The 14,911-nt window shown below is 71.2% G+C and carries 8 protein-coding genes; 7 read left to right on the top strand and 1 reads right to left on the bottom strand.

Annotated elements, in window-relative coordinates; translation table 11 throughout:
* Positions 1 to 53 precede the first annotated feature (53 nt).
* From ABZ319_RS20105 to ABZ319_RS20085, 5 genes are read left to right on the top strand one after another with little or no spacing between them, the layout of a single operon-like run.
* Positions 54 to 7,748: an amino acid adenylation domain-containing protein gene (locus ABZ319_RS20105; RefSeq protein WP_354987952.1), complete on the top strand. Its 7,695-nt coding sequence runs from the start codon at positions 54 to 56 to the stop codon at positions 7,746 to 7,748.
* Positions 7,749 to 7,796: 48 nt separating this feature from the next.
* Positions 7,797 to 8,792 (top strand): ABC transporter substrate-binding protein, encoded by a 996-nt coding sequence (locus ABZ319_RS20100; RefSeq protein ID WP_354987951.1) that lies wholly within the window; start codon positions 7,797 to 7,799, stop codon positions 8,790 to 8,792.
* Positions 8,789 to 10,018 carry an enterobactin transporter EntS gene (gene entS / locus ABZ319_RS20095; RefSeq protein ID WP_354987950.1) on the top strand — a complete coding sequence of 410 codons (1,230 nt, stop codon included), beginning with the start codon at positions 8,789 to 8,791 and terminating at the stop codon, positions 10,016 to 10,018. The genes ABZ319_RS20100 and entS overlap by 4 nt, the downstream gene beginning before the upstream one ends.
* Positions 10,018 to 10,854, top strand: coding sequence for a siderophore-interacting protein (locus tag ABZ319_RS20090; protein WP_354987949.1), 837 nt, complete (start codon positions 10,018 to 10,020; stop codon positions 10,852 to 10,854). Before entS ends, ABZ319_RS20090 begins: the two co-directional genes overlap by 1 nt.
* Before the next feature lie 2 nt (positions 10,855 to 10,856).
* Positions 10,857 to 11,090, top strand: coding sequence for a phosphopantetheine-binding protein (locus ABZ319_RS20085; protein WP_354987948.1), 234 nt, complete (start codon positions 10,857 to 10,859; stop codon positions 11,088 to 11,090).
* Positions 11,091 to 11,149: 59 nt separating this feature from the next.
* Here ABZ319_RS20085 and ABZ319_RS20080 read toward each other — a convergent pair whose 3' ends face one another.
* Positions 11,150 to 12,796, bottom strand: coding sequence for an AMP-binding protein (locus ABZ319_RS20080; RefSeq protein WP_354987947.1), 1,647 nt, complete (start codon positions 12,794 to 12,796; stop codon positions 11,150 to 11,152).
* A 101-nt stretch (positions 12,797 to 12,897) separates the two neighbouring features.
* On the opposite strand from ABZ319_RS20080, the gene ABZ319_RS20075 reads away from it, so the two are divergent.
* Together ABZ319_RS20075 and ABZ319_RS20070 are read left to right on the top strand one after the other, a co-directional pair.
* Complete coding sequence (locus tag ABZ319_RS20075) at positions 12,898 to 13,746, top strand: SDR family oxidoreductase (protein ID WP_354987946.1); 849 nt, start codon at positions 12,898 to 12,900, stop codon at positions 13,744 to 13,746.
* Between the two features lie 9 nt (positions 13,747 to 13,755).
* Positions 13,756 to 14,895 (top strand): chorismate-binding protein, encoded by a 1,140-nt coding sequence (locus ABZ319_RS20070; protein WP_354987945.1) that lies wholly within the window; start codon positions 13,756 to 13,758, stop codon positions 14,893 to 14,895.
* Positions 14,896 to 14,911 lie beyond the last annotated feature (16 nt).

The raw sequence follows: 14,911 nt of genomic DNA, 5'->3' as shown, positions 1-14,911 counted from the left end.
CGCGCCACCGAATTCGAATCTCGTTGTAGGTGAGGGGAGTTGCCGTGTTGCCGTTGACCGGACCACAGCTGGGCATCTGGAACGCACAGCACTTCGATCCCGAGTCGGGCCGCTACCTGGTCGGTGAAGTGCTGGAGATATCCGGAACCGCGCCGATCGGGGTGGATGCGCTGGCAGAAGCCATTCGCCGAACGGTTGCCGAGGCCGAGAACATGCGGCTGCGATTCCGCGACACCCCCGACGGACCGCGGCAATTCGTCGCCGCGGCCGCGGCCGAGCTGCGGCCGATGATCGACCTGCGCGCCGCGGCGGATCCGCTGGCCCTGGCGCACGAGGCGGTGGCGCTGGAACGGCACCGGGCCGCCGAACACTGCCGGGGCATGGTGGACCGGCAGCTGTACAACTACACGATCATCCGGCTGAGCGAGACCGTCGTGTGGTGCGTGCAGCTGTACCACCACCTGATCGTGGACGGGTACAGCGCGGCGCTGCTCTCACGCCGGATCGCGGCGCACTACACGGCACTGCGGCGCGGAACGGGCGCGCCCGGAAACACTTTCGGAACGATCGACGCACTCGTCGCCGAGGAGCGGGAGTATCGCGCGGGCGAACAGTTCGCACGGGACCGCGAGTTCTGGCGCACGCAGTTGACGCCCTGGCCCGATCTGGACGGGCGCGGCACGCACGTCGGCGGCGCGGTGGAGCGCACGGTGCGCGCGGAAGCCGTGCTCCCGGCCGAAACCCTTGCCGCACTGCGTGACTGCGCCGAGCGTTACGGAATCACCTGGGCCGACGTGTTCGTCGCCGCCTACGCCGCGTTCCTGAACCGGCACCTGGGCGCCGCCGACGTGGTGATCTCCATGCTGCTCATGGGGCGTGTCGGCCGCGCGGCCCTGACCACCCCGGCGATGGCGGTCAACGTGCTGCCGCTGCGGATTCGGGTCGGCGCGGGCGATCGACTCGACGACCTCGGCCCGCGGGTCGCGGCCACCATGCGCGAGGTGCGCGTGCACCAGCGCTACAGCGGAGACGATCTGGCCCGCGATTTCCACGGCCACGGTGCGGGCGAACTGCTGCACGGGGTCGGGGTCAACCTCAAGGTCTTCGACTTCGCCCTGGACTTCGACGGTGCGCAGGGCGTGCTGCGCAACGTGGCCGGCGGCCCGCCCGAAGACCTCGGCCTGACCGTGACCCCGCTGCCCGGCGGAACCCTGTTGCTCGGCTTCGAATCCGATGCGCGAACCAATGATCCGGCCGCCGTCCGCGCTCGCCTGGACGGTCTGTGCCGGGTGCTGGACGCCTTCACCGGTCCGGAGAAGCCGCCGGTCGGAGCTCTGGAACTGCTGACCCCGCAGCGTCGCGCCGACCTGCTGGCGGCGCGATCCACCCCGGGTCCCGCCACATCGCCCGAATCGGTCCCCGCGGCCCTCACGCGCTTGGTCGCCACCCACCCCGGCGCGGTTGTTCTCGAGGACGACGAAGTGCGCTGGACCGCGGCGGAATTCGGCGATCGCGTCGCCCGACTCTCCAACCTCCTGCGCGCCCACGGCGCGGGCTCCGAAGTGGTAGTGGGCGTCGCCCTGCCGCGCACCGCTGATTTCGTGGTGGCTCTCTTCGCCATCTGGCGCTCGGGCGGCACCTACCTCCCCCTCGACCCGGAGTACCCGGCGGCCCGCCTCCGCGAGCTGATCGCCGACGCCGCACCACTGCTGGTGCTGAGCACGGCCGTGACAGCCGCCGAATCAGCGCTCGGGGCGGACGGGCGAAGCGCCCCGGCCTCGACAACGCCGGAGCGCGACGTGGTATCGGTCGATTCCGTGTCGTCCGCCGTCTCCGTCGGTGCGGCGCGGGTAGTCGACGGCGTGGACGCGGCGGGCTCGGACTCCGCGGTGAGCGGAGCGTGCTCGGCGGATGCCGCGGTCGGGGACGGTGATTCGCCGGTGGATTCGAAGGTCGCTGTGCCGAGCGCACGCGGGACCGCGGGGTCGAGCCCGACGGTGCTCGTTCTCGACGACCCGACGTTCGCCGCCGAGTTGGCGCGCTATCCCGGCGCCGGCGATGACCAGGTGGTGATCGCGCCGAATCAGGGTGCGTATCTGATCTATACGTCCGGGTCCACCGGGCGGCCCAAGGGTGTGCTGGTCGAGCACGGTGCACTGACGAATCTTCTTGCGGCACACAGGGGTGGGATGTTCGCCGCCGCGCGGGGGTGTGACCGGCCGTTGCGGGTCGCGCACACCACCTCGTTCGCATTCGACGCCGCGCTGGATCCGCTGTTGTGGCTGGTGGATGGACACCGGGTTCGTCTGTACGACAGTGCTATTCGGCGAGATCCGGTAGAGCTGGTCGCGGCATTCGAGCGGGACGGGATCGACGTCGTGGACGGGACCCCGGGGTTCGTCGGGGCGTTGCTCGAGCACGGGCTCGCGGATGTCGCGCCGCGGCTGGTGGCGCTCGGGGGCGAGGGGTGCCCGCCGGAGTTGTGGCGCGGGATCCAGGCGGATGGGTTGAACGCCGTCAACCTGTACGGGCCGACCGAGGGCGCGGTGGACGCCACGCGCGCGGCGGTGACCGAGGACGCGCCCGTCATCGGGCAACCGCTGACTGGCGCGCGAATCTATCTGCTCGACAACGGGTTACAACTTGTCGACGATGCGCGGGCGGGGGAGTTGTACCTCGCGGGGGCGAACGTCGCGCGCGGCTACCTCGGGCGGCCGGGGGCCACGGCCGAACGGTTCGTGCCCGACCCGTTCGGGCCGCCGGGTGCGCGCATGTACCGCACCGGTGACCGGGCGCGCTGGGTCGCCGGGCGGGGTTACGAATACCTGGGCCGGGTCGACAATCAGGTCAAGATCCGTGGGCACCGGGTCGAGCTGGGCGAGGTCGAAGCCGCGCTCGGCGCGCTGCCGCAGGTGCGGGCGGCCGCCGCGGATATTCGAGAGATCGCGGGCCGGGCCATGCTCATCGGCTACGTGGTGCCGGTGCGGCCCGGCGAGCCGGACGTGCTCGAACTACGTTCGCGGCTGGCCGATTCGGTGCCGGATCACCTGGTGCCCGCGCGGGTCGTCGTGCTCAGCGAGCTGCCGTTCACCGTCAACGGCAAGGTGGATCGCGCCGCGTTGCCGGACCCGGATTCGATCGCGGCCGGGCGCTCGGCCACCACCCCGGCGGAGATCACGATCTGCGAGATCGTCTCCGTCGCACTGGGCCACGACGCGGTCGGCGTGGACGACGACTTCTTCGGGGTCGGCGGCGACAGCATCACCGCGATCACCGTCAGCAGTCGCCTGCGTGAGCGCGGACTACTGCTGACCCCGCAGGAACTGCTGACCCGGCGCGGTCTGGGCGAGCTGGCGCGGTCGGCGACGGCGGCTGAAGCGGAAGTTTCGCCACGAGGCGCCGGCGCGCCGACTTCCATTTCGCCGCAGCCGAGTTCGGTGCGGCGGAAGTACATCGCGTCATTCGCGTCGTCGCGGCCATCGGAGCAGGGGAATGTCCACTTTCGGACTGGAATGGAATCGGTTGCGGGATCTGACGTGGATCCGGACCGTCGCGAAAGGGCCGTGCGCGACCTCGCCGCCGGGTGGGTGGGAGATGGCCCTTCCGCCTCGATTGCGCTGTCGCAGCGGCAGATCGACGAGCTGACCGCCGAGTACGGGCCGATCGCCGACGTGCTGCCGCTGTCGCCGCTTCAGGAAGGGCTGCTCTATCACGCGCTGCGGGACGGGGAAGCGGACGTCTACACCATGACGGCGCGGTTCGATCTGACCGGACCGGCCGATCCGGCACGGCTGGCGGCGGCGTTCGCGCGAGTGGTCGAGCGGCATCCGAACCTGGGTGCGGCTTTCTGCTACGAACAGTTCGACCAGCCGGTGCAGGTGGTTCCCCTCGATCCGCACCTGCGCTGGCGTACAGCGGATCTGCGTGATCTGGCCTCCGATGCGGCCGAGATCGAAGCCACCGAACTCGCACACCGGGCCGGAAACGAACCCTTCGACATCGCACGGCCGCCGCTGTTGCGGGTGCTGCTGATCCAGCTGACCGACTCCTCGCACCGGCTGATCCTCACCGCCCATCATCTGCTGGCGGACGGCTGGTCGGTTCCGATCATGCTGCGCGAGGCGCTCACGCTGTATCACTCGGGCGTCGCCGCCTCGAGTGGTGAAAGACGCGCCACGCCGGGCTATTACGGCGACTACCTGGCTTGGCTCACCGCCCGCGACGCCGCCGGGGCGACCGAACGGTGGCGCGCCTATCTGGACGGTTTGAACGAGCCGTCGCTGCTGGGTCGTGCGGGACAGCGCTCGGCGGCGGTGGCCCTGCGAGTTCCGCTGCCGGACAATCTGTCCTCGGCCCTGAACGCGCTCGGTCGCGAGCGCGGACTGACCATGAACACCCTGCTGCAAGCGGCGTGGGCCCTGACCCTGGCCGAGCAGCTGGGCCGCAACGACGTGGTGTTCGGCACCGTGGTGTCGGGCCGACCGGCGGAGCTGCCGCATGTCGAGTCCACCGTCGGGCTGTTCAGCAACACGGTTCCGGTTCGGCTGCACTGGGATTCGGATCGGCCGCCCGTCGATCAGCTCGCGGAGTTCCAGCGGGACAGCTTCGATATGCAGGCCCTGGGCTATCTCGGCCTGGCCACCCTCGAGCGCGCCGCCGGGCTCGGGCAGCTCTTCGACAGCCTCGTGGTCTTCCAGAACTTCCCGAAAACCGGTCTGCGCCAGCCGGAATACCACGATCTGCGGGTCGCCGACGTCGCCGTGCACAGCCTCACGCACTACCCCGTGATCGTGACCGCGCTGCCCGGTGACGGCTTCGACCTGATGCTGCACCACGATCCCGCGGCGGTACCCGGCTCCCTGGCAACCCATCTGGCGCGCCGGCTCGGCGACATGCTCGCCGCCCTGGTCGCGGATCCCGCCCCGACGGTCGCCTCGATCCTGGAAGCCGCCCCCGCCCGGGACACCCGCGGCTCGACCCTGGCCTGCTGGGAATCCACGACCCCGCTCGATCCGAACGCCCCGGCCGTGACGGCCGGGGAACTCACCCTGAACTACGGCGAGTTCCACGCCAGGGTCAATCGCGTGGCGCGCTGGCTCATCTCGCGTGGCATCGCCCCCGAGACGGTCGTCGTGGTCGCCATGGAACGCGGCATCGATTCGGTGATCGCCGCGCACGCCATCAGCCGCTCCGGCGGGGTCTACCTGCCGATCGACCACACACAACCGGCCGACCGACTGGATCGCGTGCTCGAAACCGCCGCTCCGGCACTGGTTCTCACCCGCGCCGCGGACGGCTTCACCACCGAGCGGGCCCCGGTCACCGACCTGGACACCGTCGACACCACCGGATTCTCCGCCACCCCGATCACCGATGCCGACCGGCTCGCCCCGCTGCATGCCGGCAATGCCGCCTACCTGCTGTTCACCTCGGGCTCCACCGGGGTGCCCAAGGGCGTCACCGTCAGCCATGCCGCCATCGTGAACACCTTCGAATGGTTGCAGCGTCAGCAGCGTTTCGGCGCGGGCGACACCGTCCTGTACCGAACCCCGCCCACGTTCGACGCCTCGCTCCTCGAGCTCTACCTCCCCCTGCTCGTGGGTGCGCGCATCGTGCTGACCCGCCCCGACGGGCACCGCGACCCGTACTACCAGGCCGGGCTCATTCGCGATGAACGGGTGAACGCCATTCAGATGACGACCTCCATGCTCACGGTGCTGAGCGAGGAAGCCGACCTGTCCGGCGCGACAGCGTTGCGCAGCGTCTGGACCGGCGGTGAAGCGCTCCCGCCCGCCACCGCCCACCGCATGCGCGAGCTGACCGGCACCCGCGTGTTCAACCTGTACGGCCCCACCGAGGCCGCCGTCTGCATCACCCATCACGAAACCACCGACGCCGACACCGATTCCGTCCCCATCGGTCTCCCGGCGACCGGGGCCGGGGTCCGCGTCCTCGACGAGACGCTCCGCCCGGTCCCGCCGAACACCCTCGGCGATCTCTACCTCACCGGTGTGCAATTGGCCCGCGGCTACCTCGCCCGCCCCGGCCTGACCGCGACGACGTTCGTCGCCGACCCCGGCGGCGCCGGCGAACGCATGTACCGCACCGGCGATCTGGTGAAATGGGGCCCGCACGGCGAACTCGACTACCTCGGCCGGGCCGACACCCAGATCAAACTGCGCGGCCAGCGCATAGAACTCGGCGATATCGAGTCCGCCCTCCTGCGCTGCCCCGGGGTGGCCCAGGCCGTGGTCCTGCTCCGCGAGGACACCCCCGGCGACCAACGCCTGGTCGCCTACCTGATCCCCGCCGCGGCGACAACTCTCGACACCGGCGAGGTGACCGCCGGCCTGCGCGCCGCGATCCCCGCCTACATGGTCCCCGCGGCGTTCGTCGTCCTGGACAAGATCCCCCGCACCGCCAGCGAGAAGATCGACCGCAAGGCCCTGCCCGCACCGAACCTCTCGGCCGGCCCGCGCCCGGCCACCGGCACTCGGACGTTCGCAGCCGACTCGTCCGCCCGCGGGCCGGTCGCACCGGGATCGGCTGCCTCGCCGAGCCCCGCTGTCATCAGCGCCGCCATGGCGGCTGTGCTCTCGGTCCCCGACCTGGCGCCGGACGCGGACTTCTTCGCTGTCGGCGGACATTCGCTCACCGCCGTCCGGCTGACGGGCAGACTCCGGCGCTCGGGGCTGGACGTCGTTCTCGACGACATCTTCGCGGCCCCGACCGCCCGCGCACTGGCGGCGTTGCTCGCGGGCCGGAGCCAGACGGGCGACCGGGCCATCGGCGTTGCGCCGTCGACCGCGTCATTCGTGCTGCCGCACAACGATTCTCATGGGGGCGAATCGAACGCCGCGCCACCCGGGCTCACCTCGGCGTCGATCTTCGCCGACCCGACCGGCGTCGAAGGCTGGGAGCAATTCCACTCCGGGACAGCGGTTTCGATCGGTGGTGACGACCCCGAGACCGACCCCGGCCTACCGCTGAACCCGGGCGCGTCCGCCGACGCCGGTCTCGCAATGCTCGGCAGCCGCCTCGACCACGTGCTCGAGCTGCGCCGGGGCGGCGGGGCCGCGCCGCTGTTCTGCATACACCCCGTGGGCGGCACCGCCTGGCAGTTCGGGCCACTGGCCCGGCTGCTGCGGGGCGACCGCCCGATCATCGGTGTGCAGTCACCGGCGCTGCGGGACAACCGGTTCCAGGTGGGCACCCTCGACGATCTGGCCCGGCACTATCTCGCATCCATCCGCCGCATCCAGCCGCACGGCCCCTACCACCTGCTGGGCTACTCCCTCGGCGGCGTCATCGCGCACGCCGTCGCCGCGTTGCTCGAGCAGGCGGGGGAGACCATCGCCTACGTCGGTTTGATCGACTCCCATCCGCTGGCGAACCTGGTCGAGCAGGCCACCCGCGCACTGGCGGATCCGGACGAGCTGGATCGGCTGCTTCCCGAACTGCCCGAGGACGCACCGGAACTCGCACGGGCCATCCGCACCGCCGCCACCGGGCTGCTCGGCATGGTCACCCGATCCACCGCCCCGCACTACGGCGGCCCGATGGCCCTGTACGCGGCGGACACCGGGGCCGAGCCCGCCCGCACCGACGCCCAGATCGCGGGCTGGCGGGACAGCGGCGCGCACGTCACCGTGCGCCGCCTGCCCTATTCGCACTTCGACATCGTGTCCCCCGCCGGGTGGGCCGAGGTCGCCGCGCTGCTCGACGCCGCTCCGGCGCTTCGACGCTGAATCCATCCCCGAGTCCCCATCCCCCCAGAGCAGAAAGAACTTCCATCGATGACGCTGTACCGCATGACGGCCCGCTTCCGCGCCGCCGTCGCCCTGCTCGTCCTGGCGCTGGTCGCGCTGGTCGCGGGCTGTAGCTCCGGCTCCGACGGCGCGAGCGACGCCGGCACCCGCGAGGTGCAGACCGACAAGGGCACGATCACCGTGCCCGCCGACCCCCAGCGCATCGTGGTGGTCAACGGCTCGCTCGCCGGTTACCTCTACGACCTCGGCGCGAAGGTGAAGGCCGCCGACCCGCGCGTGCTCGGGGTGACCCTGAAAGCCGGTGAATTCCCGGCCGCGTGGTCCGCGGACGCGAAGCAGCAGGGCACCGAGGTGCTGCCCTCCGGCGACAACATCAACCTGGAATTCATTGCCGCCCAACAGCCGGACCTCATCATCGGCGGCGGCCAGGGCTACCCGGGCCAGCAGTCCATCGACGCCTACGACAAGCTCGCGGCCATCGCGCCCACCGTGCTGATCCCCTCCAACAGCACCAACTGGCAGGACCACCTGAAGGCCGTCGCGAACGCCGTCAACCAGGCGGACAAGGTCGATGCCCTGATCACCTCGTACAACGACAAGGTCGCGCAGGTGAAGTCCACCATCAAGGTGCCCCGGGGCGCGGTCGCGGTGTTCCAGTCCCGCAAGGATCAGAAGCCGTCCGTCATCGCCCCCGGCACCCCGATCGCCTCGCTGCTCAGCGCCGTCGGTTTCACCATGGACGACAAGGTGGAAGCCAAGGCGGGCAACCCCTCCCGCCCCGCCGCCGCCGACTGGGTGTCCTTCAGCCCCGAGGTGACCACCACTGTCGTGGACGCGCCGGTGCTGTTCGTCGTGCAGCTCGAGGGCGGGCGCACCATCGCCCAGCTCCAGGATGACCCGATGCTCTCGAAGCTGCCGTCCTTCCGGGCCGGCAAGGTCTTCGATCTGCCCGCCACCGCCCAGCGGCCCGACTACCGCAACGCCATGAGCACCCTCGATCTGCTGGGAGCGACCTTCAAGTGACAGCCGTCGGCGGCCTGCTCATCGATCTCTCGCCGTTGCGGGCGAGCCGGGAATTCCGCTGCGCCTTCGCGGCCCGGCTGATATCGGTGCTCGGGATCGGACTGCTCATGGTGGCCCTGCCCGTGCAGGTCTATCAGCTCACCGGATCCTCGCTGCACGTCGCCGGCGTCACCACGGTCACCGCGGTCGCCCTGTTCGCGGGAAGCCTGGCGGGCGGGGTGATCGCGGACCGGTACGACCGGCGCGACACCATCGGCTGGGCCCGCACCGCGGCGGGCGTCGGCTTCGTGGCGCTCGGTGTGAACGCACTGCTGCCCGACCCGCTGCTGGGCGTCATCTACGCCGCGGGCGTGCTGGACGGCCTGGCGGGCGGGGTGAGTGGATCCGCGCTCATGGCACTCGTTCCCGCGCTCGTCGGCCGGGAGAAGATGGCGGCCGCCGGCGCGCTCACCGCGCTCACGACCGATCTGGGCACCATGATCACCCCCGCGCTGGCCGGTGTGCTCATCGCCCAGGCCGGTGTCGGCCCGGCCTACTTCCTCACGGCCGCGGCGACCGTGGCCACCGTCACCCTGATCCGCGCCATCGGCCCGCAGCCGGTCCCGGCCCGGGCCACTAGCAATCCGCTGCGCGAACTCGGCGAGGGCATTCGTTTCGCGCTGCGGCACAGTGTTATTCGAGCCACCTTGCTCACCGGCGTGATCGCCATGCTGGTGAGCGGCCCGCTGGTTCTGCTGCCCGCACTGGTGCACGACGAACTCGGCGCGAGCACGACGACCCTGGGCATCCTGTACGCCGCTCCGGGTGCGGGCGCGGTGCTCGGCTCGCTGACCAGCGGCTGGATGGGCCGCACCCGCAGTCCCGGCCGCGGGTTGCTGATCACGCTGGCGCTCATGCCCCTCGGGGTCATCGCCGCCGGGTTGATCCCGCACGCCGCGGGCGTCTTCCTCGGACTCGCGGGCTTCGGCATGGCCCGCGCGATCGGCATCGTGCTGCGCTTCACCGTGCTGCAGCAGCACGCCCCGGACGAGCTGCGCGGGCGACTGTCCGGCCTGCTCATGGTGCAGGCCGTCACCGGCACCGCCGTCGGGTCCATGGTGGCCGGGGTGGCGGGCCAATTCTGGACGCCCGGAACCGCTCTCGTGGTCTACGGGCTCGTCGTACTGGTACTCGGCGCGGTCACGGCCCTGGCCGCCGCGCCCCTGTTGGGAAAGGAGACGCGCTGATGGATCGAGCCGCCTACGCCGAACGCATCGACGAGGTGCTCGCGGGCGCACACGGAGCCAAGGTCGGCTACCCGATCGGCCTGTGCGCGGTGCGGGTCCTGCGCACCGCGCCGCTGGGCGCGGGACTGGTCCGGATCACCTTCGGCGGCGAGGATCTCGCCGACTTCCACAGCTACGTGCCCGATGAGCACGTGCGCCTGGTGTTTCCGGACGAGGAAGGCGTGCTGCGCCTGCCGAGCAGGGACGGGCTGTCCCTGGAATGGGGTAGTCCGCGCCCGGTGTCCAGGGAGTACACGGTGCGCCGCTTCAGCGCCGCGGACCGGGAACTGGACATCGACTTCGCCATCCACCGCGGCGGTCTGGCCTCGGAGTGGGCGCTGACCGCCGCCCCGGGTACCCCGATGCACATCGCGGGCCCGCCCGGCGGCGTCGTGGTGCCCAAGACCTACGACGCCTACCTGTTCGCCGGTGACATCACCGCGCTGCCCGCCATCGCCCGCTGGCTCGAATGGCTGCCGGCCGCGGCGACCGGCTGGGCGTTCATCGAAGTGACCGGTCCCGAGGAGGAGATTCCGCTGGCGGCGCCGGCGGGCGTTCGCGTGCGCTGGGTGCACCGCGGCGCGGCCGAACCGGGCACCGGTGACGCCCTGGAACAGGCGGTGCGCACCGTGGAAGTGCCCGCCGGACAGCGGGTGTACGTCTGGCTCGCGGGTGAGTCGGGCGTGCTGCGCCCGCTGCGCCGCTGGGTGCGTACCGAATTGAACGTGGGGCCGAAGGACTTTCTCATCGCCGGCTATTGGAAGCGCGGCGTCGCCGACTACGACCGGGACGAGTGAGCATGACCAACGAGACGACCGCCCTGCGCCTGCGCGTGATCGACGACGTGGCAACGGTATTGGGGATCGACCCCGCCGAGCTGACCGCGGAGACCAATCTCCTGGACGCGGGCCTGGATTCGGTGCGCATCATGGCGCTGGTGGAGAAGTGGCGCGCGGCCGGGCACGCGCACATCGACTTCCCCACGCTCGCTTCGGATCCGGTGCTCGGCTCCTGGTTCGAAGCGCTGTCGTGACCGTGGGTGACGCGGTCGGCCCCGGCGATTGCCCGGGCCGGGCCGCGTCACCGCCCGGCTCACCGCCCCCGTGCCCCCTCTGCGACCAGCCGCCGCAACTCCTTGCGGCTGGTCTTGCCCACCCCGGTTTCGGGGAAGTCCTCGATCACCACCACGTCGTCGGGCATCTTCCACGCCGCGACACCCCGCAGGCGCACGAACGATCGCACCGAAAGCAGCGACGGCCTGCGCGCGGGGTCCGCGGGCTGCACGAACGCGCAGATCCGCTGTCCCAGTACGGGATCGGGTGTCCCGATGATCACGGCCTCGCGGATGTCGGGGTGCTCCAGCAGGTGCGCCTCCAGCTCTTCGGCCGAGACCTTCTCCCCGCCCCGGTTCACCCAGTCCCCGGCCCGGCCCTGCACGACGATGTTTCCGTCGGGCCGCAGCCGCACCACATCGCCGGTGCGGTACCAGCCGTCGGGGGTGAAGCCGCGGGCATTGGCCTCGGCGTTGTCGAAGTAGCCGCGAATCGTATAGGGGCCCCGGGTGATCAGGTTCCCGTCCGTGCCCGCGGGCACGTCGGCCCCGGACTCGTCCACCACCCGCAACTCGTCGAACTCCGACATCGGACGGCCCTGGGTGGCCACCACCACCTCGACCGGATCGTCCAGCCGGGTGTAGCAGACCAGGCCTTCGGCCATGCCGAAAACCTGCTGCAGCGTCGCGCCCAGCGCGGGCCCGATACGCCGGGCCAGTTCCTCCTGGCACCGCGCGCCGCCGACCTGCACCACCTTCAGCGTCGAAAGATTCGGCGTCGCACCGGCTTCGGCCCGCTCCACCCACAGCCGCGCCAGCGGCGGCACCAGTCCGGTGATGGTCACCCCGAATCGCTCGATGGCCGCGAACGCGGTCGCCGGGGTGGGGTCCGGGGTCATGGCCACCGTGCCGCCCGCCCACAGCGCGCCCAGGATGCCGGGCGAACTCATCGGGAAGTTGTGCGCCACCGGCAGCGTCGCGAGATAGACGGTGCCCGGATCGAGTTCGCAGATCTGCGCGCTGCGCCGCACGCTGTACAGGTAGTCGTCGTGGGTGCGCGGGATGAGTTTGGGGATCCCGGTGCTGCCGCCGGAGAGTTGCAGGAAGGCGACCGCGCTCGCGTCGAGCACGGGCAGCGGTCCCGGCTCGTCCCGGAAGTCGGCGAGATCCAGGACGCCTTCGGGCAGGGCCCGCGCGTCATCGGTGATCGCGAGGACGTGGCGCAGCGCATGGACCTCCGCGCGAATCGAATTCGCCAGTGCCGCATGGTCGAAACGCTGATGAACGCCGACCGTGATCATGGCGGTCGCGCCGATCGCGGTCGCGATGGGCGCCAGCTCCGCCCGGCGATGCGCGGGCAGGCAGAACACCGGCAGCGCGCCGAGCCGGAACAGCGCGAAGATCACCTCGACGAACTCGGCGCGATTGGGCAGTTGCACGAGAACCCGGTCGTCCCGGCCGATTCCGAGCCGCCCCAGACCCGTGGCCAGCGCGCGCGAGCGACGGTCGAGTTCGGCGTAGGTCCAGCGGTGGGCGTCGTCGACCACGGCCGTGGCCGCCGGGGTGGCCGCGGCGCGGGCGGAGAGCATGTCGCCGAAGGTCTCGCCGGTCCAGCAACCCTGTTCCCGGTGCCGTTCCGCGGCGGCTGCCGGCCACGGGGTGAAGCCGTTGAGCACGGTCGATGGCATTGTGGTGCACCTCTTTTCGGGAAGAACGGGCGGTGCGCCGGGCAGGCCCGAGCGCACCGGAAAACGAGCGCCCCACATTCTTATCAGGTTAGGCTAACCTTATGTTCATGATCGAATCGGGTGCACGATTGGTCGTGGTCACCGGCGCCGCGGCGGGTATCGGGGCGGCCGTGGCGACCGCGCTCGCGCCCGGGTCCCGGGCCGTCTCGCTGTGGGATCGCGACGCGCGCGTACACGAGATCGCCGAAGACCTCGCGGCCGCGCACGAGGTCCGGGTGCAATCCGCGCGGATCGACGTCACCGATCGCGCGGCGGTGACCGCGGCCTTCGATCGGCTCATCGCCGAATTCGGTGTGCCCGACGTGGTCGTGCACGCCGCGGGCGTCATGCACGCCGGATCCGCGCTGGAGATCTCCCCGCGGGACTGGGAGCGCTCGCTCGCGGTCAACGCCGGCGGCACCATGCACGTCACCCAGCGCGCGGCTCGCGAGATGGTCGCCGCCGGGCGCGGATCCATCGTGGTCGTGTCGTCCAACGCCGCGAGCACCCCGCGTTCGGGCATGGCCGCCTACTGCGCGTCCAAGGCCGCCGCCACCGCCTTCACCCGGGCGCTGGCCCTGCAGGTCGCTCCGCACGGGGTCCGGGTGAATCTGGTGTCGCCCGGTTCCACCGACACCGACATGCTGCGCGGGCTGTACCCGGGTGAATCACGCGATCCGGCGGACCCCGGCGATCCGTCCCCCCTGAGTGGCCCGTCCCCCCTGAGCACTGCCGCCCGAGCGAGTCTGCTCGACGGCGATCCCGAGGTCTACCGCCTCGGAATTCCCCTGCGGCGCATCGCCGCACCCGCCGATATCGCCGCGGCGGTCCGCTTTCTGGTCTCCGACGACGCCCGTCACATCACCATGCACGACCTGCGGGTCGACGGCGGAGCCACGCTCGACATGTGATTCGAGAGGATGATTGCCATTTCTGCCATCTCAGCTTCGGAGCCCGCCTTTGTGCTGGCCAGACCGCATCGCACGGTGATCGCGCACGGCGTCGGCCGGGTGTTCTCCACGGCGGCGGACGCGGCGGCTGCGCTGCGCGCGGGAGAGGTGAGCCACGTCGTGGGCGCACTGCCCTTCGCACCCGGCGCGCCCGCGGCGCTGTTCGCCCCGGAATCGATCTCGATCACCGCCGCCCCGTATCCGGCGAGCGTCCCGAATGTCCTGCCGGACTTCGAGATCGACGCCGCCTTCCCCTCACCCGAAGCCCACATGCGCAACGTCGCCGCCGCGATCCGGCTGCTCGCCGATCCCGCGCATCCGCTGTCGAAGGTGGTGCTGGCCAGGGCGATTCGCGCACGAGCGGACCGCGCGATCACGCCCGCCGAACTGCTGGATCTGCTGGTGTCGACCGACCCGGTGGGCAACGGCTTCCTGGTCGATCTCACCGCGGCGGGCGTCGCCTATCGCGGTAGACACCTGGTGGGGTCGAGCCCGGAGGTGCTCATCGAGCGCATCGGGGACACCGTTCTCAGTCATCCGCTGGCCGGATCCGCCCGGCGCGCGGGCGATCCGGACGCCGATCGGCTCGCGGCCGACACCCTGCTCGCCTCGTCGAAGGACCGGCACGAGCACCGGTACGTGGTCGATCAGGTCGGCGGCGTCCTGCGCGATCGCTGCACCGCCGTGCACACCCCCGAGACGCCCGAGCTGACCGGCACCCCCGAGATGTGGCACCTGGGCACCCCGATCACCGCCACCGTCCCCGCCGACGGTCCCTCCGCGCTGGAGCTGGCCGCCGCCCTGCATCCCACCCCCGCCATCTGCGGCACCCCCACCGAACCCGCCGCCCGCCTCATCGCCGAACTCGAAGGTGATCGCGGCTTCTACGCGGGCACGCTGGGCTGGTGCGACGCCGCCGGTGACGGCGAGTGGATGGTCAGCATCCGCTGCGCGGAACTGGCCGCGGACGGGCGCAGCCTGCTCGCGCACGCGGGCGGCGGCATCGTCGCCGAATCGGATCCGGCCGCCGAATTGGCCGAGACCACCGGCAAATTCGGTCGCATCCTGGGCCCGCTCGGCATCGCGGATCTGCCCCTGTCCGTCGCCTGATCGGCGCATCCCCGCA

The sequence above is a fragment of the Nocardia sp. NPDC005978 genome, assembly GCF_040614455.1.
Classification (GTDB): Bacteria; Actinomycetota; Actinomycetes; order Mycobacteriales; family Mycobacteriaceae; genus Nocardia.
The sequence above is the reverse complement of the archived record's forward strand: the minus strand, read 5'-3'. Positions and strand labels throughout refer to the sequence as shown.

Coding starts and splice junctions, on each gene's coding strand:
- ABZ319_RS20100 (WP_354987951.1), top strand. CDS start 7,797: ATGACGCTGTACCGCATGACGGCCCGCTTCCGCGCCGCCGTCGCCCTG.
- ABZ319_RS20070 (WP_354987945.1), top strand. CDS start 13,756: ATGATTGCCATTTCTGCCATCTCAGCTTCGGAGCCCGCCTTTGTGCTG.
- ABZ319_RS20090 (WP_354987949.1), top strand. CDS start 10,018: ATGGATCGAGCCGCCTACGCCGAACGCATCGACGAGGTGCTCGCGGGC.
- ABZ319_RS20085 (WP_354987948.1), top strand. CDS start 10,857: ATGACCAACGAGACGACCGCCCTGCGCCTGCGCGTGATCGACGACGTG.
- ABZ319_RS20080 (WP_354987947.1), bottom strand. CDS start 12,796: ATGCCATCGACCGTGCTCAACGGCTTCACCCCGTGGCCGGCAGCCGCC.
- ABZ319_RS20075 (WP_354987946.1), top strand. CDS start 12,898: ATGTTCATGATCGAATCGGGTGCACGATTGGTCGTGGTCACCGGCGCC.